Raw genomic sequence first — 24,198 nt, 5'->3', positions numbered from 1 at the left:
TTGTTATTCGTAACGAACGGCGAGGATTTCGTATTCGCGATCACCGCCCGGTGCGCGCACAGTGACCACATCACCCACTTCCTTGCCAATCAACGCGCGTGAAATCGGCGAGCTGACCGAGATACGATGCTGCTGAATATCCGCTTCGAGATCACCCACGATTTGGTAAGTGACCTTTTGTGCAGATCCAACATCCTCAAGATCGACCGTGGCGCCGAACACCACCCTATCCTGAACCTTAAGCTTGCTGACATCGATCACCTGGGCCATAGAAAGCTGTGATTCCAGATCCGAAATGCGCCCCTCGACAAAGCCTTGCTGCTCCTTGGCGGCATGATATTCGGCGTTTTCTTTCAGATCACCGTGCGCTCGCGCCTCAGCAATCGCCTGGATAATCCGTGGCCGATCTTCACTCTTCAGCCGCTGTAATTCCTGGCGCAGACGCTCCGCGCCATGCGAAGTCATAGGGATCGTGCTCATGCTGATAACTCCTTATGCAAATCTTGCAGACGATTGACGCCATATTCCACTTTTTGCTTCATCGCCATACACGTTGCCCGAGCACCGGCTACTGTGGTGCTATACGCAACCTTGCGTTGCAATGCTTCGCGGCGAATGGTGTAGGAATCCGCAATCGCCTGACGTCCTTCCGTGGTATTCACAATAAAATTGATTTCGTCGTTCTTGATCATGTCAACGATGTTGGGCCGTCCTTCACCAAACTTGTATACACGCTGACAAGCAATGCCGGCGGCATCCAGCACCTGCCCGGTACCACCCGTGGTCAATATCTCAAAGCCAAGCTCAACCAGATCACGCACCACAGCGGCGATTTTTGGCTTGTCGGCATCACGCACACTGACAAAGGCCTTACCACTGATCGGCAATGTCACTCCGGCGGCGAATTGCGATTTAGCAAAGGCCTCGGCAAAATTGCGGCCGATCCCCATCACCTCACCGGTCGACTTCATCTCAGGACCGAGAATCGGGTCCACGCCCGGGAATTTGGCAAAGGGGAATACCGATTCCTTGACGCTGAAATATTTCGGCACCAGTTCCTCAGTAATACCCTGCGCCGAGAGCAACTGCCCCGCCATGCAGCGCGCTGCAATCTTGGCCAGCGGCCGGCCGATAGCCTTGGACACAAACGGCACGGTACGCGAGGCGCGCGGATTCACTTCAATGACATAGATCTTGCCGCCCTGAATTGCAAGCTGTGTGTTCATCAAACCGATAACTTTCAATTCGCGAGCCATCAGTTTCACTTGCTCGCGTACCTGATCCAGAAGATCGGCAGAGATGCTGTACGGCGGCAGTGAACATGCCGAATCTCCGGAGTGGACGCCGGCCTGCTCGATATGCTCCATCACGCCGCCGATCACGACATCTTTGCCGTCACAAATAGCATCAATATCAAGCTCGATGGCATCATCCAGAAAACGATCCAGCAGTATCGGTGATTCATTGGAAACCTGCACCGCATTACGCACGTAATTGAGCAGACCTTCCTCACTGTAGACGATTTCCATCGCCCGGCCACCCAGAACGTAAGACGGGCGCACCACCAGTGGGAATCCAAGTTCACGCGCGGCCTCTAGCGCTTGCTCAACATTACGAGCAGTACAATTCGGTGGTTGCAACAAACCAAGCTTATGCAGCATTTTTTGGAAACGTTCGCGGTCTTCAGCCAAATCGATGGAATCTGGTGTCGTACCGATGATCGGGGCACCTGCGGCTTCCAGGGCACGCGCCAACTTGAGCGGCGTCTGACCGCCATATTGCACGATCACACCCTTCGGCTGTTCAAGCTGAATGATTTCGAGCACATCTTCCAAGGTCAACGGCTCGAAATAAAGACGATCGGAGGTGTCGTAATCGGTGGATACGGTTTCCGGATTACAGTTAACCATGATGGTTTCATAACCATCCTCACGCAGCGCCAGCGCGGCATGCACGCAACAATAATCGAATTCAATCCCTTGGCCGATACGGTTGGGGCCGCCACCGAGGACGATGATCTTCTCACGCTTGCTCGGCGCCGCTTCACACTCATCGGCATACGTGGAATACATATACGCAGTCGCGGTTGAAAATTCACCGGCACAAGAATCAACACGCTTGTATACGGGGCGCACATTCAATGAATGGCGCAGTTGGCGAACGTCCTGCTCTTTCACGCCCAGCAACTTCGCCAGCCGACGATCAGCGAATCCTTTGCGCTTCAGATAACGCAACCGATCCTTATCCAGCGCCGCCTTACCCTGGGTGCGAACTTCAGATTCAAGCTTGATCAATTCTTCGATCTGATCCAGGAACCAGATATCGATCCAGCTGCTCTCGAACACCTGCTCAACTGTCCAACCATGGCGGAAGGCATCAGCGACATACCAAATCCGATCCGGACCTGGCGTGCGTAATTCCTGGCGCAACTTGGCAGTAATTTCTTCTGCGCTGCCATCAACGATTTTTTCATCCAGACCATCAACGCCCGTTTCCAGACCGCGCAATGCCTTTTGCAGCGATTCCTGGAAGGTGCTGCCGATGGCCATCACCTCACCCACCGATTTCATCTGCGTGCCGAGTACCGGTTTGGCCTGCGGGAATTTTTCAAAGGTAAAACGCGGCACCTTGGTGACGACATAATCGATACTTGGCTCGAACGATGCCGGTGTCGCACCGCCCGTGATTTCGTTCTTCAGTTCGTCCAGCGTGTAGCCCACTGCCAGCTTGGCAGCGACTTTGGCGATTGGGAAACCAGTGGCTTTGGAGGCCAGCGCCGATGAACGCGACACACGCGGATTCATTTCAATCACGATCATGCGGCCATCTTCGGGATTGATGGCGAACTGCACATTGGAACCACCGGTTTCAACACCAATTTCACGCAACACCGCCAGCGAGGCGTTACGCATGATCTGATATTCCTTGTCGGTGAGCGTCTGTGCGGGCGCAACAGTGATCGAGTCGCCGGTGTGCACGCCCATGGGATCGAGATTCTCGATGGAACAGACGATGATGCAGTTGTCGTTGCGGTCACGCACGACTTCCATCTCATATTCTTTCCAACCGAGCACGGATTCTTCGATCAACAACTCTTTGGTCGGCGATAGATCAAGACCACGCTCGCAAATCTCAAGAAATTCTTCTTTGTTGTAGGCAATCCCGCCGCCGCTGCCACCCATGGTAAACGAAGGACGGATGATGGTCGGGAAACCGATCTGAGCCTGCACTTGCACGGCCTCTTCCAGACTATGCGCAATCGCCGAACGCGGCGTGCTCAAGCCTATTTTATGCATTGCCTTGCGGAAACGATCACGGTCTTCGGCCTTATCAATCGCGTCGCGGCTGGCGCCAATCAGTTCAACGCCGAATTTCTCCAGCACGCCTTCACGCGCCAGATCCAGAGCGCAGTTCAACGCCGTCTGCCCGCCCATGGTGGGCAGCAGTGCATCGGGGCGTTCTTTGTCGATGATCTTGGCGACCGTCTGCCAGTTGATCGGCTCGATGTACGTCGCATCGGCCATGTTCGGATCGGTCATGATGGTGGCCGGATTGGAGTTCACCAGGATAATGCGATAACCCTCTTCACGCAGCGCTTTACACGCTTGAGCGCCGGAATAATCGAATTCACAGGCCTGGCCAATCACGATCGGGCCGGCGCCGATAATCAGGATACTTTCGATGTCTGTACGTTTTGGCATTTTCTAACTCAATCAGTCCGCAAATGAACGCGAATGGACGCGAATAAAATCATATTCGTTCACACTCATTGTATTCCCATACGATACGGCGGATACCCAGCTTTGGCGTACCAAAGTTCAATAACAGCCCCACTTTCAACCCAGATGCATTCAGATAGTTCATCACTTGGGCATCATGCTCAGGCGACAATTTCGAAAGCGCCTTCAGCTCCAACAATAATCTGTTTCCAACGACAATATCGGCGACGTAATTGCCTACTATCTTACCGCGATATCTGACTTCCAATGGCTTTTGCCGTACAAAGGGAACACCCTTATATGTCAATTCATGGCACAAGGCATTTTCGTAAACCGCCTCAAGAAATCCCGCACCCAGCCTATTACTCACTTCAAACGCACAACCTATAACCTGTTCTGAAAGCGCCGTAAGCCGCATACAAATCTATTCGTTTTTATTAGCGTTTATTTGCGTTCATTCGCGGACTGCATCAGTTCAATAAAATGATCGAATAATCCTGCTGCATCGTGTGGACCAGGGCTCGCTTCGGGATGCCCCTGAAAGCTGAAGGCCGGAACATCGGTACGCTCAAGTCCCTGGAGAGAACCATCAAACAAGGAACGATGAGTGGCACGCAGCGTCTTCGGCAATGTCGACTCTTCAACCGCGAAGCCGTGATTCTGACTGGTGATCATCACCTGTTTGCTGTCGATATCGATCACCGGGTGATTGCCGCCGTGATGACCAAATTTCATCTTCACCGTCTTGGCACCGCTCGCCAGCCCCAGCAATTGATGACCGAGACAGATGCCGAATACCGGAATGCCGGTTTTCAAAAACTGCTGAATCGCCGTGATCGCATAATCACAAGGTTCCGGATCACCCGGACCATTGGAGAGAAACACACCGTCCGGCTTGAGCTTCAATACTTCGTCGGCGCTGGTCTGCGCTGGAACCACCGTCAGGCGGCAGCCGCGATCCACCAGCATCCGCAATATATTGCGCTTGACGCCATAATCATAGGCGACCACGTGATAAGCCGAATTTTTCACTGCAGGCGGCAGGCCACCTTCCAGCGTCCAACTGCCTTGCGCCCAGTCGTAAGGACGACTCGTGGTGACAACCTTGGCCAGATCCATGCCCTTCAAACCGGGAAAGGCACGGGCAGTCTGCAGCGCGGCGTCTGCGTCGAGTTTGTCACCGGCGACGATGCAACCGTTTTGGGCGCCCTTCTCCCGCAGGATACGGGTCAGCTTGCGGGTGTCTATCCCGGCGATGCCCACCACGTTGCGGCGACGCAAATAGGCGTCCAGAGATTCCCGGCTGCGCCAGCTGGAGGGACGCAACGGCAAATCGCGGATCACCAAACCGCTGGCGGCCACGCTCGAAGCCTCTTCATCTTCTTCGTTGGCGCCGGTATTGCCGATATGGGGATAGGTCAGGGTGACGATCTGGCGGCAATACGAGGGGTCAGTCAAAATTTCCTGATAACCGGTGATCGAGGTGTTGAACACGACCTCGCCCACGGTTTGCCCCGTTGCACCGATGGAGTCGCCATAAAAAGCGGTGCCGTCTTCCAAGACCAGTAGGGCTGTATGCTTCAAAATCTACCTCCTACGCGCGTGCAAAAAGCGGGATAAGCTCCTGAGAACCATCCCGCTGCAATCGATCCAAGACCTTAATCTGAATCCGCGAAATTTTACTCGACCGGCGCCGCGATGTCTATGAAAAGCAGGGGAAAGGGGAAAGATACAAGATAAAAGACGATGAGAAGGCGCCGTCCCGTCCACAACAACGCACATTAAAGTTTGCTCCAAAAATCCGGCGCCGGCCAATGGCCGGCACATTCCCTTTTATCTTTGCCCTTTACCCTGTTGTCTTAAGACCCAGCACATCCTGCATATCATAGACCCCGGCTTTTTGACTGGCCAGCCAGGCCGCTGCCCGGGCAGCGCCGTTGGCAAAAGTCATGCGGCTACTGGCTTTATGGGTAATTTCGATCCGCTCACCCATGCCGACGAACATCACCGTATGCTCGCCCACAATATCCCCCGCCCGCACTGTGGCGAAACCGATGGTCTTACGATCACGTTCGCCAGTATGGCCCTCGCGGCCATAAACAGCACATTGCTTGAGGTCGCGCCCCAGGGCCTGGGCCACGACTTCACCCATCCGCAAGGCGGTGCCGGAGGGGGCATCGACCTTGTGGCGATGGTGCGCTTCGACGATTTCGATATCGACCTCGTCACCGAGGACGCGGGCCGCCAGATCGAGTAACTTCAGGCTTAGATTCACGCCCACGCTCATGTTCGGCGCGAAGACAATCGGCATTTCCTTGCCCGCCGCTGTCAGCCGCGATTTTTGTTCGTCGTTGAGCCCTGTGGTGCCGATGACGATTGCCTTATGCGCCGAACGGCAGAGGTCTATATGCGCCATGGTCACTTGTGGCGCGGTGAAGTCGATCAGTACGTCAAATTGACCTTTGGCCGCGACCAGATCGGAGGTCACCGTTACCCCCAATCTACCAATCCCGGCCAGCTCGCCAGCATCAGTACCGACGACACTACTGCCATCACGTTCGGTGGCAACGGTTACTTTAAGACCGGGGTATTCGTGACAGGCCGCGATCAGGCTCCGCCCCATGCGGCCAGCGGCACCGGCAATTGCAATTCTGGTCATGGATTTTTTCTCCGTTCTCTAAACAGCATTTATCCGCAAATAAACGCGAAATATATTCGGTAGCTACAATTACGTTCCCCTCCTCATGAAAATGAGGAGGGGTGCCCAAAGGGCGGGGTGGTGTGCTTGAGAAATCACACACCATTGCACCTTTCATAAACCACCACCCCGTCGCTACGCGCCACCCCTCCTCCTAACAGGAGGAGGGGATAAAAATCAGAAATCAAGGCTTCATTTCGTCAAAAAACTTTTTCACACCATCGAACCAAGTGCGGGTGCGCGGGCTGTGTTTGCCATCGTTTTCCGACATCGCCTTCTGAAATTCTTCCAGCAATTCTTTCTGACGGCGATTGAGACTGACCGGCGTTTCGACCACGACTTTGCACAGCATATCGCCAGTCATATCACTGTGCACTGATTTCACGCCTTTGCCGCGTAAGCGGAACGTTTGCCCGGTTTGCGTCTCCGCCGGGATTTTTAGACTCACACGCCCAACCAGCGTCGGCACTTCCAATTCCCCACCCAAAGCGGCAGTAGTGAAGCCAATAGGTACTTCACAGTGCAAATCGGCATCCTCACGGGTAAAGATTGGATGTGGTTTGACCTTGATCTGAACATAGAGATCGCCCGGCGGACCACCGTTTTCACCGGCTTCGCCTTCACCACTCAAGCGGATACGATCGCCATTATCAACCCCGGCCGGGATCTTCACCGACAGTGTTTTTTGCTCATGAACCCGGCCTTCGCCATGACAAGTTGCACACGGGTCCTTGATGATTGACCCGGAACCATGACATTGCGGGCAAGCCTGCTGCAACGAGAAGAAACCCTGCTGAATCCGCACCTGACCACGGCCGCCGCACGTGGTACACGAAACGGGACTGCTTCCCTTCTTGGCACCGCTGCCTTCACAGGCGCGGCATTTGACTTGCGTCGGCACACGCACCTTTACAGTTGTGCCGCGCACCGCATCTTCAAGACTCAATTCCAGGTTATAACGCAGGTCAGCGCCGCGAAACACGCGATTACCGCCACCGCCGTTGCGTGCACCACCAAAAATATCGCCGAAGACATCGCCAAAGATGTCACTGAAGTTGGCCCCGCCGCCGAAACCAGCACCTGCGCCACCCGCCGCTGCAGAAGGATCGATACCGGCATGACCGAATTGATCATAGGCTGCGCGCTTGCGGGCATCGGAAAGCACTTCGTAAGCTTCCTTGGCCTCTTTGAATTTTTCTTCTGCCGTTTTGTCGTCAGGATTACGGTCAGGATGATGTTTTTGCGCCGCGCGCCGGTAAGCCTTTTTAATGTCGGCTTCACTGGCATTACGTGCAACACCCAGAATTTCGTAAAAATCTCGTTTGGCCATGTTATTCAATCACCAGTAGCAACCACAAATCCCCAACAATACATTGAAAAATGTCTACCCCCTCTCCCTCAGGGAGAGGGTTGGGGTGAGGGGTTCGTAGGGGCGATTCATGAATCGCCCCTACATTATACCCCCCCTCATCCTATCCTTCTCCCTGAGGGAGAAGGAACACTTCGTTCTACAGCATAGCAAGATATGCAGATACCTCTCCCAGAGGGAGAGGGAGTTTTCAATCACCTGCCAACAAAACAAAGACGGGCCACTGCCCGTCTTTGTAATTCAAACGTTCAAACACCAAGCGTTAAGCCCGCTTGTCATCCTTCACTTCTTCAAACTCGGCATCAACCACGCCTTCTTTGGCCTTGGGTTGTGCTTCGCCTTGCGCAGCATGGCCGGCTTGCGCCTGACCGGCAGCTGCTTGTTGAGCATATACGCGCTCAGCCAGCTTGTCAGAAACCGCACCCAGAGCAGCGATCTTGGCTTCGATCTCGTCCTTGTTTTCGTCCTTCAGCACTTGCTTGAGCGCCTCGATAGCCTCTTCGATCTGCTTCTTTTCATCTGCCTGCACCTGATCGCCCAAATCGGTCAACGATTTGGTGGTCGCATGAATCAGGTTGTCGGCCTGATTGCGGGTCTGCACCAATTCATGGAACTTGCGATCTTCTTCCTTGTGCGCCTCGGCATCACGCACCATGCGTTCGATCTCGGTATCGTTCAGACCGGAAGAGGCCTTGATCTGGATCGACTGCTGCTTGCCGGTGGCTTTGTCTTTGGCCGAGACGTGCAAGATACCGTTGGCATCGATGTCAAAACTGACTTCAATCTGCGGTACACCGCGCGGCGCGGGCGGAATATCGCTCAGATCGAAACGACCCAGCGATTTGTTATTCATTGCACGCTCACGTTCGCCCTGCAATACATGCACGGTGACTGCCGTCTGCCGATCTTCAGCCGTCGAAAACACCTGCGCGGCCTTGGTCGGGATCGTGGTATTGCGCTCAATGAGCTTGGTCATGACACCGCCCATGGTTTCAATCCCCAGCGACAGCGGCGTGACGTCAAGCAACAACACGTCTTTGACCTGACCGCCCAAGACACCGCCTTGAATTGCCGCACCGACAGCGACGGCTTCATCAGGATTCACATCCTTGCGCGGTTCTTTACCGAAGAAGTTCTTCACTGCCTCCTGCACCTTCGGCATGCGGGTTTGACCACCGACCAGAATCACGTCGTCGATCTGGGTCACCGACAAACCGGCATCTTGCAACGCCTGCTTGCAGGGTAAAATCGTTTTCTCAATCAACTCAGACACCAGCGATTCCAGCTTGGCGCGGGTGATCTTGATATTCAAATGCTTCGGACCTTTCTGATCGGCCGTGATATATGGCAGATTCACATCCGTCTGCTGACTGGATGACAATTCGATCTTGGACTTTTCCGCTGCTTCTTTCAGACGCTGCATCGCCAGCGGATCGCCGCGCAGATCGATGCCCTGCTCTTTCTTGAATTCATCCGCCAGATAATCGATCAGGCGCATGTCGAAATCTTCGCCGCCGAGGAAAGTGTCACCGTTGGTGGACAATACTTCGAACTGTTGTTCGCCTCCCACATCGGCGATTTCGATGATCGAAATATCAAAAGTACCACCACCCAAGTCATAAACAGCAATCTTGCGATCGCCACCGCTCTTGTCCATACCAAATGCCAGCGCGGCAGCGGTGGGTTCATTGATAATACGCTTCACTTCCAGACCGGCAATGCGGCCGGCATCTTTGGTCGCTTGACGCTGTGAATCATTGAAATAGGCAGGCACGGTGATGACTGCCTCGGTCACCGGCTCACCGAGATAATCCTCAGCGGTCTTTTTCATTTTCATCAGCACACGGGCAGAAATTTCCGGCGGCGCCATCTTGCGGCCGTTTACATCCACCCAGGCATCGCCGTTGTCGGCCTTGACGATAGCGTAAGGCACCATCTTGATGTCCTTCTGCACTTCAGCGTCGGTGAAGCGGCGGCCAATCAGACGCTTAATCGCGTATAAGGTGTTTTTAGGATTGGTGACGGCCTGGCGCTTGGCCGATTGTCCAACCAGCACCTCACCGTCATCGGCGTAGGCCACGATCGAGGGCGTAGTACGATCACCTTCCGCGTTTTCAATGACCCGGGGCTTGCCGCCTTCCATGATTGCGACACAGGAGTTGGTGGTTCCCAGGTCGATCCCGATAATCTTCGCCATGATTCAGTCTCCGTAACTAATTCTTTAAGAAAATGTGTAAGTACCTGTTCGTACAGATGGGGGCAATTTTTGCCGTTTCAAGCCATTTCATCGAACGGGGATGTGGCCGGCGGTTCTGTTCCCGCCTGCACACCCGATCCGGGGCCTGCCACGACCACCATCGCTGGCCGTACCAAGCGATCGTTGAGGGTGTAACCCTTCTGGTATACCGCCACCACCGTGTTGGGGGCCGCATTGGGCACGATCTGCATCGACATCGCCTGATGCCGCTCTGGATTAAACTTTTCCCCCTGGGGATTGATTTCTTTGACACCGAATTTTTCCAGCGCGATCCCCATCATGTTCATGGTCAGCGCCAAACCTTCGCGGACTTGGGCCAGATCGGCGCCTGGCTCACCCGCCGCGGCAAAACCTAGATCCAGACCGTCCTTGACCGGCAACAGTTCATTGACGAACTTTTCAAGGGCATATTTTCGGGCATTGTCCGCTTCGCGCTCGATGCGGCGGCGAGTGTTCTCCATCTCTGCCTTGGTAAACAGCAATTGGTTCCAGTGCTCATCCGCCTTGGCCTGGGCATCCTGTAATGTCAGCAACAATTGCTCATAAGTGGGCTTGGCTTCATCTCCCCCGGCATTGACTTCGGCATCGTCTAGAATAGCATCTTCGGCCTGCACTTCTTTTGTTTCCTTTTGATAATCAGTCATTTGTATCGCCTTGTTACAGTAAAAAGTAAACACTGACGGAGGTTAAGGGCGCCATGATAACAAACCATTTCCGCCACGTAACTATTCACCTAAGACCCGAAAAATCCAACGCGGAGACGCAGAGGTAACATTGAAAACGGGCGCTTTATCAGTTATCTACGCCGTACCAACAACTTCTTCCCCGAACGGAATTTTTAGCTTTTCTCCGCGTCTCTGCGCCTCCGCGCTGGATTTTGGATTTATAGCGCCTTTGTGCTGGATATTAGGAATATAGGGCTAACTAACCCCGATTCAAGGCATGACCCAATAATTTCGCGGTCGCGTCCACAATCGGGATCACCCGCTCATAGGCCATTCGCGTCGGGCCGATCACGCCCAACACCCCGACCCGTTGCCCCTCCACTTCGTAGGGCGCCGTCACGACGCTGCATTCATCCAGAATCTTGTACCCCGATTCCTCACCGATAAAGATCTTGACCCCATCGGTACCCAGACAGCCATCCAGCAAATAAAGGATGTCGCGCTTCTCATTAAAGGCGTCAAACAGGTGCCGCAGGCGTTCAACCTGCGACCAGTCCTGGAATCCCATCAAATTGGTCTGTCCAGCCACCACGTAATCGGCCTTGGGCGATTCATCGGCAAGAAAAACTTTATCCGCCATCTCAATCGCGGCCTGCATGATGCTATCCATATCGGTCTTGGTTTGGCGCATCTCACCCAGCAATTTTTCGCGCACCTTGGCCAGACCACGCCCGGCAAAAGCAGCATTTAGATAATTACTCGCCTGTTCCAGCTCTGATTTGGTATGTTCGCGCTGGGTATCAATGATGACATTGCGCACCTCGGCATTATTCAACACCAGAATCGCCAGTACCCGCCGATTGGAAAGCGACATGAATTCAATGTGGGTCAGCGACAAGGCCGCGGGGCTGGGCACCATCACCACCCCCGCCATGTGCGTCACTTCCGACAACAACTCCGAGGCCTTGCTGACCAGATTGTCGATATCGCCGATGTTGCCGAGCTGATATTGCAGACGCTTGACCTCATTCTGGCTCAGCGGCTGCACCGTCAGCAGGCTGTCGACAAACAAGCGGTAGCCTTTGGCGGTAGGCATGCGACCGGCCGAAGTATGAGGCGAGACGATCAAGCCCATGTCTTCAAGGTCAGCCATGATATTGCGCACGGTGGCCGGACTGACGTCCAGCCGCGAATCGCGCGCCAGGGTACGGGAACCTACGGGCTGCCCTTCACGAATATAACTCTCGATCAAGATTCTGAGCAGACGTTGCGAACGCTCACCGAGTTCAATACCCATTTCGCTCTCCACCCCTGGAACCTTTGAAAAATACTTAGCACTCAATACATAAGAGTGCTAAGTTAAACTATCAACCTCCCCCCCAAACTGTCAAGACAGCCGGGGGACAAAATGGCACAATGATGGCGATTCGCCACCACCACAACTGTAGTGAAGTGATTGGTCATGTTTAATACTATTGGTATCGTCGGCAAATTCTCTGATCCGAGCGTCAGTCAGACTATCACCACGCTCGTGCAATTTCTGGGTTCCAGGCAAAAAAAGATATTGCTTGAGAAAACCATCGCCGATTCTTTGCACATCACGCCTGCGCCACAAACCGTAGAGTTGGCCACGTTAGGCCAGCACTGCGATCTGGCCATTGTGGTCGGTGGCGATGGCACCCTGCTCCATGCTGCACGCGCTTTGGCCGATCATGGCATTCCGCTGGTGGGCATCAATCTGGGCCGCCTGGGTTTCCTGGTGGATATTTCACCAGACGAAATGCTGGCCCGGATGGACGAAATCCTGGCCGGACATTTTGACGAAGACACGCGCTTTCTGCTCGAATCACAAGTCGTGCGCAACGACGCTGTAGTCAACGAAGGCAATGCCTTCAACGATGTTGTGGTCCACAAATGGAATTCGGTGCGGATGATCGAATTCGAAACGTACGTCAACGATCAGTTGGTCCACAGCCAGCGCTCTGACGGCCTGATCGTGTCGACGCCCACCGGCTCCACCGCCTACGCCCTCTCCAGCGGTGGACCGATCCTGTATCCGTCACTGGATGCCATCGTCCTGGTGCCGGTGTGCCCGCACACCTTGAGCAATCGCCCGCTGGTGATCTCCAGCGATAGTTTGATTGAAGTGGCCGTCAAACAAGGTCATCAAAATCACGTCCGCGTCACGCTCGATGGCCAACTGAATTTCGGTTTGCAAGACGGCGACCGCATCAAGATCAAAAAGAAAGACAAACCGGTGCGCTTGATTCACCCGGAAGGCCACGATCATTTTCAAATTCTACGCGCCAAATTACGTTGGGGTTGAGAGTTTAGCCATGCTGTCTCAGATTCAAATCCGCAATTACGCCATTATTGATACGCTCGAACTTGACTTGAGCAACGGCATGACCGTGCTCACCGGTGAAACCGGTGCCGGCAAATCGATACTCGTCGATGCGCTAAGCCTGGTGCTCGGTGACCGCGCCGACAGCGCTGCGGTCCGTCATGGCCAGGAAAAGGCTGAAATCAGCGCCGTATTTGATGTGCAGCATTTACCGCAGGTTCAGGAATGGCTAAACGAACATGAACTGGATGCCGATGGTGAGTGTGTATTGCGGCGCGTAATCACCGCCGAAGGCCGCTCCAAGGGATTTATCAATGGCCGTCCGGCGCCCGCGCAACTGCTGCAAGAAGCAGGCGAAATGCTGGTGGATATTCACGGCCAGCATCAACATCAATCGTTATTGCGCACCGATGTGCAACGGCAATTACTCGATGATTACGCCAAGAATCAAACCTTACTCAGCACCATCTCTAACATTGCTCAACGCTGGAAAAACACGGCAAAACAACTGGAACAGCTACGTCAGGCGGCCCGTGATCGTGATGCCCGGCTTGAACTGCTGCGTTTCCATGTCAACGAACTGGAAACATTAAATCTGGCAGAAAATGAACTCACTGAACTCGATGCCGAACACAAGCGGTTGGCCAATGGCGGCGCTATACTTGAACGCTGTTCACGCGCCATCGAATTACTCAGCGAAAGCGATGACCAGAACCTGCTCACGCTGATTAATCGCGCCCTCAACGAACTGGAGCCGTTACGCGTACTGGACCCCAAGCTTGGCGCAGTCTGTCAGATGCTTGATGACGCCAGCATCCAGATTCAGGAAAGCAGCAGTGAGCTGCGCAGTTATCTTGATCGCATTGAACTCGATCCCTCGCGACTGACATGGATAGAACAACGCCTGGGCGTGATTCATGATCTTGCCCGCAAACACAGGATCGAACCGGCACGCTTACCGGCATTGCTCACTCAATATCAGACTGAACTTAGCGAACTCGACCAAGCTGAAATTCGGCTTGAAGCGCTGGACAAAGAACTGCAAGCCCTCGCCGCCGAATATCTGGCGGCTGCCAAAAAACTTACGCAGCAGCGCAACAAAGCGGCCAAAGAACTCAGCAAGGCCGTCACGGACATGATTCGGCAACTCGGCATGCCGGCCAGTAATTTTCAGATCGCGCTCACAGCACGCACCGAAAATACACCGCATCCGCAGGGTCAGGAGCAGATCGCCTTTGAAGTCAGCGCCAATCCCGGCCAGCCGCCACGACCCTTGGCCAAAGTAGCCTCCGGCGGCGAACTCTCGCGCATCGCGCTGGCGATTCAAGTGTTGCTCACCGAAGGCCAACACATCCCGACACTGATTTTCGATGAAGTAGATACCGGTATCGGTGGTGGCGTGGCAGAAACGGTGGGCCGTCAGTTGCGTACCTTGGGGCAACGCCATCAAGTACTGTGTGTGACACATCTGCCGCAAGTCGCCGCGCTCGGTCATCACCATTTGCAGGTCAGCAAAAAGATCGGTAAAGATTCGACCGCCACCCAGATTACGGTGTTAACGCCAAAACAGCGCCAGGAAGAAATCGCCCGTATGCTGGGTGGACAGGAAATCACGACTCAAAGCCGTGCACATGCAGAAGAGATGATCAGCCGCGCGACGGCGCTGGCATGACTCACACCACTCCGTCCATGCCAGACGATAAACCACAACCGCCGTTGACGGTCAGCTTCTGGCAAGCCTTTCGCTTCTGGCTCAAACTCGGCTTCATCAGCTTCGGCGGCCCGGCCGGGCAAATCGCCATCATGCACCAGGAACTCGTCGAGCGGCGGCGCTGGATTTCGGAACGGCGTTTTCTTCATGCCCTCAATTACTGCATGTTGCTGCCCGGACCGGAGGCGCAGCAGCTCGCGATCTACATTGGCTGGCTGCTGCACCGCACCTGGGGCGGCATTGTCGCTGGAACATTGTTCGTTCTGCCCTCGCTGTTCATCCTGATCGCTTTATCGTGGATCTATGTCGCATTCGGCAATACGCCGCTGGTGGCTGGATTGTTCTATGGCATCAAGCCTGCCGTCACCGCCATCGTTGTGCAAGCGGCACACCGCATCGGCACGCGCGCCTTGAAGAACAATGTGCTGTGGGGTATCGCCGCAGCGGCCTTCGTCGCCATCTTTGCGCTCAATGTCCCCTTCCCCGCGATCGTGCTCGGTGCCGGCTTGATCGGATATGCCGGTGGTCGGATGGCGCCGCACATATTCAAGACCGGCGGTGGTCATGGTCAGGCGAAAAAATCCTTTGGCCCTGCGCTGATCGACGACGACACGCCCGCACCGGAACACACTCGCTTTGCCTGGTCCCGGTTAGCGGGGGTGATCGCCGCTGGGGCACTGCTATGGCTCGCGCCAATGTTGTTGCTAAACATGCTTTACGGCTGGCACGGCACGCTCACCCAAATGGGCTGGTTTTTCACCACGGCAGCGCTGGTAACTTTCGGCGGCGCCTATGCGGTGCTGCCCTACGTCTATCAGGGCGCGGTCGGTCACTATGGCTGGTTGACGCCCACACAAATGATTGACGGCCTGGCGCTGGGTGAAACCACGCCCGGCCCGCTGATCATGGTGGTCGCCTTCGTCGGCTTTGTGGGCGGCTACGGCCAAGCCTTATTTGGTGCGGAGAACCTGTTTATCGCGGGGGCGGTGGCCGCGACCGTAGTCACTTGGTTTACCTTTCTGCCCTCGTTCCTGTTCATCCTCGCGGGTGGACCGTTGGTGGAATCCACGCACAACCAACTCGGATTCACGGCGCCGCTGACCGCGATCACCGCCGCGGTGGTCGGCGTAATCCTGAATCTCGCACTGTTTTTCGGCTATCACGTATTGTGGCCAACGGGATTTGACGGCCATTTCGAGTGGAGTGCGGCATTAATCGCCCTGGCGGCATTCGTGGCCTTGTTCCGCTACAAACGTGGCGTCATTGAAGTCATCGTGGGCTGCGCCATGATCGGGTTAATCACTCACAGCCTGACGCAATGAAACATATACGGGCGATTCATGAATCGCCCCTACTTCGGTTGTTTCTGACACTCGGCGCAAATGCCATAAAGATAGAGGCAGTGGTCGGTAATCTTGTAGCCGGCCTTGGTGGCGATCGCCTTTTGCCGCTGTTCGATCGCCTCATCGACAAACTCATCCACCCGGCCACAGGCAACACACATGATGTGGTCGTGGTGATCTCCATGATTCAATTCAAAAACTGAATGGCCGCCTTCAAAATGATGCCGCGACACTAACCCCGCGGTCTCGAATTGGGTCAATACCCGGTATACTGTCGCCAATCCAATGTCTTCATTGCTATCGAGCAATGCCTTATAAACATCCTCGGCGCTCATGTGCGCTTCTTTGTTGGTCTCAAGAATCTCCAGGATCTTGAGCCGTGGTACCGTCGCCTTCAGCCCCAGTTTTTTTAAATCGCTTGTTTGCACGTTTTGCCTCAGTCCTTTCTGCCCGCCCGCTGACATGTCCGCCGGAATTCTGTAACATCTTCGGCTACCAGAATTAAAGTTGATCGGATCGGTAATGCAAAAGCTTCTCATTATTCTTGTGGTTTGCGCAACCCTGGCCATGGGATGCGCTATCCATAAACCAGAAATCCAACAAGGGAATGTTGTCAAACCCGAAATGTTGGCGCAGCTGAAAATCGGCATGACCAGCCGCCAGGTGCGCTTTATCATGGGTTCCCCACTGCTGACCGATCCTTTTCATCCGAATCGGTGGGATTACATCTTCACCCTCAATAATGCCGAGACGCCCGCTGACCGAAAACACCTGATTCTTTACTTTGATAATGACCAGCTCAGTCGCATCGACACCGGACCCGCTACCTAGCCTCTGTCATCGACATGGATCGTGTCTTAAACTCAGCAGCGCTCATTCAGCACCCTTTGGCTGCCGATATAGGGATATGTGATTTGCCCTCCGTTTTACATACGGATTAGGATGTTATACTTTACAAGGAATTTCCTGGTGATTAGGAAACATCGAATGCGCAGACTTGCAGTCATCATTTGTCTCAGCCTCGGTATAAGCCACGCCTATGCCGCAGACGATTTATTCCCCAAAGCCATCACCGCCTACAACAATAAAGATTACACATCGGCATTCAACATCTGCCAGGCCGCAGCAGAGAAAGGCCACATCGGCTGCCAGGTCGTCCTCGGAAACTTGTATCTCTTTGGTAAAGGCGTAGACAAGGACTACGACATGGCCGCTAAATGGCATCGTAAAGCCGCCGAACAAGGCAGCCCCTTTGCCCAATACAACCTGGCCGTCATGTACAACCAGGGGCAAGGCGTCGCGCAAAGCTATGCTGAAGCCGCCAAGTGGTATCGCAAAGCCGCCGAGCAAGGCAATCCGCTGGCCCAATTCAATCTCGCCGTCATGCACAACCTGGGACAAGGCGTTGCCCAGGACTACACAGAAGCCGCCAAGTGGTATCGCAAAGCCGCCGAGCAAGGCAATGCCGCCGCACAACACAGCTTGGCATTTCTCTACGGTAACGGCCAGGGCGTCAAACAGGATTTTTCCGAAGCGGCAAAATGGCAGCGCAAGGCCGCTGAACAAGGCCATGTCATGGCCCAGCTCAATTTAGCCTTGAGCTATGCCAATGGCCAAGGCATCACCCAGGATTTCGCTGAAGCCGCCAAGTGGTATGGCAAAGCCGCCGAGCAAGGCAATGTCATGGCTCAGTATCAGTTAGGATTACTACTGAGCCATGGTCGGGGCGTACCTCAGAATTATACCGAAGCTATAAAGTGGTACAGCAAAGCCGCAGATCAAGACTACGATCTCGCACAATTCGAACTTGGGATGATGAATGAACTTGGCTTAGGCATGACTCAAAGCTACGCCGAGGCCGCCAAGTGGTATCGCAAGGCCGCCGAGCAAGGCCACGCCATCGCGCAATACAATCTGGCCCAGCTGTATTTTAATAGCCAGGCTAACGCCCAAAACGATGCCGAAGCCATTAAATGGTTTCGTAAATCTGCTGACCAGGGCTTCGATAAAGCTCAAAATAGCTTAGCCCTCATGTACGACCTCGGGCGCGGTGTACCACAGGATGCTGCTGAAGCGGCAAAATGGCATCGCAAAGCCGCCGAACAAGGCAATCTCGCGGCACAATTTAACCTTGCCATGATGTATGACCTTGGCAAAGGCGTCACACAAGATTACGCCGAAGCCGCCAAGTGGTATCGCAAAGCCGCCGAACAAGGCAACGCCACTTCACAGCACAATTTGGGCGTGTTGTACCAAAATGGTCAAGGCGTTGCGCAGGATTACGCCGAAGCCGCCAAGTGGTATCGCAAGGCCGGGGAACAAGGCAATAACCCGATCTCGCAATACAATCTCGCCATGATGTATTACAACGGCCAAGGCGTCTTACAAGACTATTCTGAAGCCGCCAAATGGTATCTCAAAGCCGCTGAACAAGGCTATGTAAGAGCCCAATACAACCTGGCCACCATGTACAACCAGGGCCAAGGCGTTCCTCTAGATGTGATCCGTGCGCACATGTGGTTCAACATCGCCTCCGCCAACGGCATCAATTTCGCCGCCAAAAATCGCGATCATCTGGCGGAAAAAATGACGCCGACACAAGTCGCCGAAGCGCAGAAACTGGCGAGAGAATGGAAGCCGAAGAAGTAGCAACGGCGCACTTCCAAGAAGCGCGCAAGCTTCCTGCTGGTCGAGTTGGTGGAAACGGCAGTATTCAAGGGTAGACACAGCAGCGCTTATGAGATTATGAGGTGATGCGGGCTGATCTTGCTGTGATGCAAGACCCTGGTAGCTGTTATTACGATATCTCCGCGCTCCTCTGTACCCTTGACTTATCGATAAATATCGTCCAATGTAAATTGGAACTTTTAATTGGACGATATCATGTATATAAAACGTACTCTCGAAGGATACATTGCCGGCGCCAGTCGTCAGTTTCCGGTGCGACTGATAACGGGACCGCGGCAGGTCGGCAAAACCAGCCTCTTGCGCCATCTTGCCGGCAAGGGCCGTACCTACGTCACCCTGGATGACCCAGTATCGGCCGCGTTGGCGCGTGAAGAACCCAGGCTTTTTCTCGAGCGATTCAAGCCACCTGTGTTGATCGATGAGATCCAATATGCGCCGCAACTGCTGCCCTATATCAAGATGGATGTGGATCATGACAAGCAGCCGGGAAAGTATTGGTTGACCGGTTCACAGCAATTTCATCTGATGCGTGGTGTTTCAGAATCCCTTGCCGGCAGGGTCGGGATACTCAATCTGCTGGGCCTTTCGCAGCTTGAGCGGCAGAATCTGGCCAAGGTGGCCACGCCATTTGTTCCGACACGAGAGGAGAGTGAGAAACGGCTAAAAAAAGCGACGGTTCTTGATCTCAGAGATATCTACCGCGCCATCTGGCGGGGTTCGTTTCCCGCAATCGCCCTGGATAAAAAGATGGACCGCGATTTGTTTTACAGCTCCTATGTGCAAACGTATTTGCAGCGCGATCTGGCGCAGGTGGGCGATGGGTTGGCCTTCCTCAAATTTCTACGGGCCGCAGCCGCACGGACTGGACAGCTACTCAATCTGTCTGAAATGGCGAGGGATTGCGACGTATCGCCGCCGACAGCAAAAAGCTGGCTTTCAATCCTTCAGGCATCGGGTATCGTTTATCTGCTCGAACCCTATCACTCCAACCTAACCAAAAGACTGATCAAAACCCCCAAGCTATATTTTCTCGACACCGGGCTGTGCAGCTATCTTACCGCATGGTCAAGTCCGGAGACGCTCGAAGCCGGCGCCATGTCGGGGGCGATCTTTGAAACTTATGTTGTCGCGGAAATCCTGAAGTCCTGGTGGCACAATGGCAAACAGGCTCCTCTCCATTATTATCGCGACAAGGACAAGAAAGAGATTGATCTACTGGTTATTGTCGATCAGACAATACATCCGGTCGAAATCAAAAAAACCTCTATCCCGTCGAAGGATGCCGTGCGTCATTTCAGTGTGCTGGATCATTTGAAAAAAAACATAGGGACAGGGGCTCTGATCTGCATGTCAGGCGATGTTATTCCCGTGAAGGATAATATACAGGCGATCCCGGCGTCTATTATTTAACATCTGCTCCTGCCCTGAATCGGCGAGCACCTCCAATAAAAAAGCCGCTGACCTTACGATCAGCGGCTTGGTATTGGTGGAGGCGGCGGGAATCGAACCCGCGTCCGCAAATCCTCCGCCCTCGGCTCTACATGCTTATCCACGTTAATTAATTTAACTGGCGGCTACCCAACGGGCAGGGAAAACCGACAGCGAGTCCAGTTTAGGTTTTAACGAATCGGCCCCGAACATGCCTCATCGCGATCTTGTGTGAGTCGACCCCGGTTGCTAAGTGCACAAGCACAGACTTAGGCCGAGGGCACCCTACTGGGTTTTAAGCAGCGAGTGCGTAGTTGTCTTCGTTGGCAACTATAAGTTTGCAGATGGTTTTACGAGGTAACCTGCACCTCGGCATGCACCTTAGGTTTCGCGATCCACGTCGAAGCCATGTCGCCCCCTTGGTGTTACTACAATAGACATTCTAAGCCATGGGGAAGTTCCCGGCCAGCACAGAATCAGCCGTGTTTCAAAATCCGGCCTTTCTCGCGTTTCCAGTCACGATCACGCTCAGTGGCACGTTTATCGTGACTTTGCTTACCCTTGGCGAGACCGATTTCGAGCTTGACCCGATTGTGTTTCCAGTACATGGCCAGCGGGACAATGGTGTAACCCTCGCGGTCGGCGGCGCCGATCAGATGGGCGATCTCGCGCCGGTTGAGCAGCAGCTTGCGGGTCCGGGTCGGATCGGGGTGGATGTGGGTGGAGGCCGTTTGCAAGGGCGTGATCAAAGAACCCAGGAGGAACGCCTCGGCGTTTTTGATCAGCACATAGCTATCGCTCAACTGGACACGCCCAGCCCGGATCGACTTGATCTCCCACCCCTCCAGCGACATGCCGGCCTCGTAGGTGTCTTCGATAAAGTAGTCGTGGCGGGCCTTTTTATTGAGGGCGATGGTGCCGCTGCTGTCTTTTCCGTCTTTTTTCGAGTTCTTGGCCATAGCGGCCAATTATAGGGGGGTGTTCCGACATTGTCAGGTCTAAATACAGTTGAGATCGCCCCCATCATTGCGGACAATAGCGGGCCAAGCATCATGACAGGTCTGGATATGCCCACCATCAATCGTAGCGCCCTGGTTCCCTACTCCGCCGCCGAAATGTATGCCTTGGTCGACGATATCGCGGCCTATCAGGATTTTTTGCCCTGGTGTAAGTCGAGCACGGTGTTGAGCCGTAATGACGATGAAGTGCGCGGGTCGCTTGAGCTGGCCAAGGGCGGGATTCAGAAGGCTTTTACCACCCTCAACCGTCTCCAGCATAACAAGATGATTGAGATGCGGCTGGAGAAGGGTCCCTTCCATCATCTGGAGGGCTTCTGGAAATTCGATCCCCTGGGCGATGGCGCCTGCAAGGTTTCATTGGTGCTGGAATTTGAATTCTCAAGTAAACTGCTGGGCCTGACCTTTGGCCCGGTCTTTAATCAGATCGCCAATTCTTTGGTCGATGCCTTTTGCAAACGCGCTGTGGATGTTTATGGAAAACGCTAACCGCATCAAAATCGAAATCGCTTACGCCCGCCCGGACACACAGGTCATTATTCCATTGCATGTCGACCCTTCCTCGACGATCGAGCACGCCATCCGCGCCTCCGGGGTGCTGGAGAAATTTCCGGAGATTGATCTTGATACTCACAAGGTAGGAGTCTTCGGCAAGCTGAGCAAACTTGATAGTGGACTGCACGACGGGGACCGCATTGAGATCTATCGCCATCTGATCGCCGACCCCAAAGAAGTTCGCCGCAAACGTGCTGCCGACGGCAAGGCGATGAAAAAAGGCGGCGGCGATTTATAGCGCATCGCACAACAACGAATTTAATTACATTTTCATTAACAATACATAATGATGTAATTCATTCATTTCCAGCTGTTCTAATTCATCATAAATTTTTTGCAGGAATCCATAAGCATGCTCGATACCACGGGAAAACTTGTAAACAACATCGACGATAACCTTGTCAAGAATCTCGAAATCCCCAGGTTGAACATTCTCATTATCTAATAACCTGTCAAGGCCAGGGTGGCTATAAAATAAAAACCTTATGACTGCCAAACGAACCACCAAATCCTTCATTTGCGCATATGGAGATTCAAAATCAACAAACAAATTGAGAACCAGATATTGGCGACAATAATTTTCAAGATAGATATCAATTTTCTGCCCATATTTCTGCTGCACTCGGTTCCTTCGCGATAAATATACTGGCACAATCTCCGCAAACCGCTCCTCTGCAGAACCTTGCGTCGACTTCATCTCAATATAATGCCGGCCATCTTCATCATAACGAGAATATTCGAACCCATAGGTCCCCATTACCTCACCCATTAGAGCCCCAATAGTATCTTTTGTATGCAACCGCTGAAACAATATGCCGCGAACGATTGGCAATGCAAATTCACATGACTCCGGAAAGCCCTGAAACTGGGCACACAGCTCAGGCAAAACTCCCGGACTAGAAAGCTCTTCCAGCTGATGCAACAATTCTTCTTCGTTAAACTTCTTGGAATTTATATTGATAAAGACCGATATTTTTTGTGAGAACCAGGCCGCGACAAATAATCTTTGCTGAACTGTAATCTCCCTCATACTGAAAATATACAGCATGATATCCCGCACTGAATCTAAACTCTTAAAATATATTGGCGCCTCTTTTGTGCTTCTTTGCGAGGATGCAAAACCATGCTTAATCAAATCACCAGCGTCAAAACTTACCAAATCTGTGGCCGTAGAATTCAACAATCCAAGCCTGGCGACTTCAGGACACGCCATAGACATCGATAATTCATAATGCCCCCGGACACTCCGTAATGCCCTTGGATAGGTTTTGCATATATGAGGCAAGTACTCCTCCCCATACTTCTCATGAATTGAACAGAGACCCCTATTATTCAAAAGCTGACAGTTTCCATCTGCGCTAAGCTTGATTTTAGCCACAAAGGCGGGGTTCTTATTGTCACTATATTTCTCCACCGTTTGCGCCAACTCGTCTTCGGACAGAATTTTTTGCCACTTTTTGAGTGCTTCTTTTTCGAGCGGTATTTTCCAACTCTTGCAACAAGTATCCGGACACTCAGGACCAATGCAGTGAAAAGCCTGCGTATAACGCAAAGCGATTCCTTCCTGACTGGATTGTTTACTCATTCCACATTGCTCCTGTAATAAACACCTTTAAATGTAAATCTACCATATCATGCACAGAATAAAAGGTTATATTAAAATATCGCGTTCCAGTGGTTCTTTAATTTAACGGCAATAAAAAAGCCAACCTTAAGGTTGGCTTTTTTGTGTCACCGTACGTTTCCGAGATCAGTGGTGATCGTCATTCTTCTCTTCATTATCCTTCGCTTTTGGACCATGCTTGCCGGTCAGTCGATCTGTCAAGGCAAACATCACCCCCGAGAACACAAACACCAAATGGATACCCACTTTCCAGGCCATCTGTTCGTTAGTGAAATCACGAATGTTCATAAACGTCTTGAGCAGCTCGATCCCGGAAATCGCAACAATTGAGCCAATGAGTTTAAGCTTTAGATCGGAGAAATCGACATGCCCCATCCAGTCGGGACGATCCTCATGATCTCCTGTATGAATTTTGGAAACAAAATTTTCATAGCCCGCGAAAATAATGATGATCAGCAAATTGGCGACAAAAACAATGTCAATCAAGGAGAGGATAGCGACGATGACGCCACTCGGCACGCCACCTGTAAAAACTATCGGGAACAGATGAATCATCTCTTCCACAAATAACACCAGCAACAAGGCGATGGAAATCACCATGCCGATATAGAATGGTGCCAATAACCAGCGGCTGCCAAAAATAAAAATTTCCAGACCTCTCTCGACTCTTTTCATTTATTTATCTCACTATCCCGCGATTAATACCGGCCATGGAACCACCCAGGCCGGTTATTGGGGGCGATTTTACCAGAATCTAGCCGTCTTCATACAAATGAGCCTT

At 53.1% G+C, this 24,198-nt stretch carries 21 protein-coding genes and 1 other RNA gene; 8 read left to right on the top strand and 14 right to left on the bottom strand.

Annotated features, from left to right (window positions below; translation table 11 throughout):
- Positions 1-3: 3 nt before the first annotated feature.
- From greA to hrcA, 9 genes are all read right to left on the bottom strand, one after another.
- On the bottom strand, positions 4-480 hold the full coding sequence (gene greA, locus HY272_02770; protein ID MBI3771613.1) for a transcription elongation factor GreA: 477 nt from the start codon (positions 478-480) through the stop codon (positions 4-6).
- The gene (gene carB / locus HY272_02765; GenBank protein ID MBI3771612.1) at positions 477-3,701 is read right to left on the bottom strand and encodes a carbamoyl-phosphate synthase large subunit; all 3,225 of its coding nucleotides are present in this window, start codon (positions 3,699-3,701) and stop codon (positions 477-479) included. The genes greA and carB overlap by 4 nt, the downstream gene beginning before the upstream one ends.
- A 49-nt stretch (positions 3,702-3,750) precedes the next feature.
- Positions 3,751-4,137 carry a GxxExxY protein gene (locus HY272_02760; protein MBI3771611.1) on the bottom strand — a complete coding sequence of 129 codons (387 nt, stop codon included), beginning with the start codon at positions 4,135-4,137 and terminating at the stop codon, positions 3,751-3,753.
- A gap of 26 nt (positions 4,138-4,163) precedes the next feature.
- Complete coding sequence (gene carA, locus HY272_02755; GenBank protein ID MBI3771610.1) at positions 4,164-5,303, bottom strand: glutamine-hydrolyzing carbamoyl-phosphate synthase small subunit; 1,140 nt, start codon at positions 5,301-5,303, stop codon at positions 4,164-4,166.
- A 262-nt stretch (positions 5,304-5,565) separates the two neighbouring features.
- Positions 5,566-6,378, bottom strand: a complete 813-nt coding sequence (dapB, locus tag HY272_02750; protein MBI3771609.1) for a 4-hydroxy-tetrahydrodipicolinate reductase — start codon at positions 6,376-6,378, stop codon at positions 5,566-5,568.
- Positions 6,379-6,601: 223 nt separating this feature from the next.
- Complete coding sequence (gene dnaJ / locus HY272_02745; GenBank protein MBI3771608.1) at positions 6,602-7,747, bottom strand: molecular chaperone DnaJ; 1,146 nt, start codon at positions 7,745-7,747, stop codon at positions 6,602-6,604.
- Between the two features lie 301 nt (positions 7,748-8,048).
- Complete coding sequence (dnaK, locus tag HY272_02740) at positions 8,049-9,983, bottom strand: molecular chaperone DnaK (protein MBI3771607.1); 1,935 nt, start codon at positions 9,981-9,983, stop codon at positions 8,049-8,051.
- A gap of 77 nt (positions 9,984-10,060) precedes the next feature.
- The gene (grpE, locus tag HY272_02735; protein MBI3771606.1) at positions 10,061-10,687 is read right to left on the bottom strand and encodes a nucleotide exchange factor GrpE; all 627 of its coding nucleotides are present in this window, start codon (positions 10,685-10,687) and stop codon (positions 10,061-10,063) included.
- 280 nt (positions 10,688-10,967) lie between these two features.
- Positions 10,968-12,005 carry a heat-inducible transcriptional repressor HrcA gene (hrcA, locus tag HY272_02730; protein ID MBI3771605.1) on the bottom strand — a complete coding sequence of 346 codons (1,038 nt, stop codon included), beginning with the start codon at positions 12,003-12,005 and terminating at the stop codon, positions 10,968-10,970.
- A 165-nt stretch (positions 12,006-12,170) separates the two neighbouring features.
- Between hrcA and HY272_02725 the strand changes: the two genes are divergently transcribed.
- The 3 genes from HY272_02725 to chrA are packed head-to-tail and all read left to right on the top strand — an operon-like array spanning position 12,171 to position 16,085.
- Positions 12,171-13,034 (top strand): NAD(+) kinase, encoded by an 864-nt coding sequence (locus HY272_02725; GenBank protein ID MBI3771604.1) that lies wholly within the window; start codon positions 12,171-12,173, stop codon positions 13,032-13,034.
- A 10-nt stretch (positions 13,035-13,044) separates the two neighbouring features.
- Entirely contained in the window at positions 13,045-14,724 is a 1,680-nt protein-coding gene (gene recN, locus HY272_02720; GenBank protein MBI3771603.1) for a DNA repair protein RecN, read from the top strand.
- Positions 14,721-16,085: a chromate efflux transporter gene (gene chrA, locus HY272_02715; protein ID MBI3771602.1), complete on the top strand. Its 1,365-nt coding sequence runs from the start codon at positions 14,721-14,723 to the stop codon at positions 16,083-16,085. Before recN ends, chrA begins: the two co-directional genes overlap by 4 nt.
- Before the next feature lie 29 nt (positions 16,086-16,114).
- Here the strand turns inward: chrA and fur are convergent, their stop codons facing one another.
- On the bottom strand, positions 16,115-16,570 hold the full coding sequence (gene fur / locus HY272_02710; protein MBI3771601.1) for a ferric iron uptake transcriptional regulator: 456 nt from the start codon (positions 16,568-16,570) through the stop codon (positions 16,115-16,117).
- 58 nt (positions 16,571-16,628) lie between these two features.
- On the opposite strand from fur, the gene HY272_02705 reads away from it, so the two are divergent.
- From HY272_02705 to HY272_02695, 3 genes are all read left to right on the top strand, one after another.
- Positions 16,629-16,937 carry an outer membrane protein assembly factor BamE gene (locus HY272_02705; protein MBI3771600.1) on the top strand — a complete coding sequence of 103 codons (309 nt, stop codon included), beginning with the start codon at positions 16,629-16,631 and terminating at the stop codon, positions 16,935-16,937.
- A gap of 156 nt (positions 16,938-17,093) precedes the next feature.
- Positions 17,094-18,755, top strand: a complete 1,662-nt coding sequence (locus HY272_02700; GenBank protein MBI3771599.1) for an SEL1-like repeat protein — start codon at positions 17,094-17,096, stop codon at positions 18,753-18,755.
- 234 nt (positions 18,756-18,989) lie between these two features.
- Positions 18,990-20,204: an ATP-binding protein gene (locus tag HY272_02695; GenBank protein MBI3771598.1), complete on the top strand. Its 1,215-nt coding sequence runs from the start codon at positions 18,990-18,992 to the stop codon at positions 20,202-20,204.
- A 74-nt stretch (positions 20,205-20,278) separates the two neighbouring features.
- Here HY272_02695 and ssrA read toward each other — a convergent pair.
- Positions 20,279-20,641, bottom strand: a transfer-messenger RNA (tmRNA) gene (gene ssrA, locus HY272_02690).
- A gap of 57 nt (positions 20,642-20,698) precedes the next feature.
- On the bottom strand, positions 20,699-21,181 hold the full coding sequence (gene smpB / locus HY272_02685; protein ID MBI3771597.1) for an SsrA-binding protein SmpB: 483 nt from the start codon (positions 21,179-21,181) through the stop codon (positions 20,699-20,701).
- A gap of 108 nt (positions 21,182-21,289) precedes the next feature.
- On the opposite strand from smpB, the gene HY272_02680 reads away from it, so the two are divergent.
- Positions 21,290-21,727, top strand: coding sequence for a type II toxin-antitoxin system RatA family toxin (locus HY272_02680; GenBank protein MBI3771596.1), 438 nt, complete (start codon positions 21,290-21,292; stop codon positions 21,725-21,727).
- Complete coding sequence (locus tag HY272_02675) at positions 21,714-22,031, top strand: RnfH family protein (protein MBI3771595.1); 318 nt, start codon at positions 21,714-21,716, stop codon at positions 22,029-22,031. Before HY272_02680 ends, HY272_02675 begins: the two co-directional genes overlap by 14 nt.
- 24 nt (positions 22,032-22,055) lie before the next feature.
- On the opposite strand, the gene fliB is transcribed toward HY272_02675, so the two are convergent.
- Together fliB and HY272_02665 are read right to left on the bottom strand one after the other, a co-directional pair.
- Positions 22,056-23,378: a flagellin lysine-N-methylase gene (fliB, locus tag HY272_02670; GenBank protein ID MBI3771594.1), complete on the bottom strand. Its 1,323-nt coding sequence runs from the start codon at positions 23,376-23,378 to the stop codon at positions 22,056-22,058.
- Positions 23,379-23,543: 165 nt separating this feature from the next.
- Entirely contained in the window at positions 23,544-24,092 is a 549-nt protein-coding gene (locus tag HY272_02665; protein MBI3771593.1) for a TIGR00645 family protein, read from the bottom strand.
- Between the last annotated feature and the right edge of the window lie 106 nt (positions 24,093-24,198).

This window comes from Gammaproteobacteria bacterium (assembly GCA_016200485.1).
Lineage (GTDB): Bacteria > Pseudomonadota > Gammaproteobacteria > Tenderiales > Tenderiaceae > JACQEP01.
Note: the sequence above shows the minus strand (reverse complement) of the source record. Positions and strands in the feature narration are given on the sequence as shown.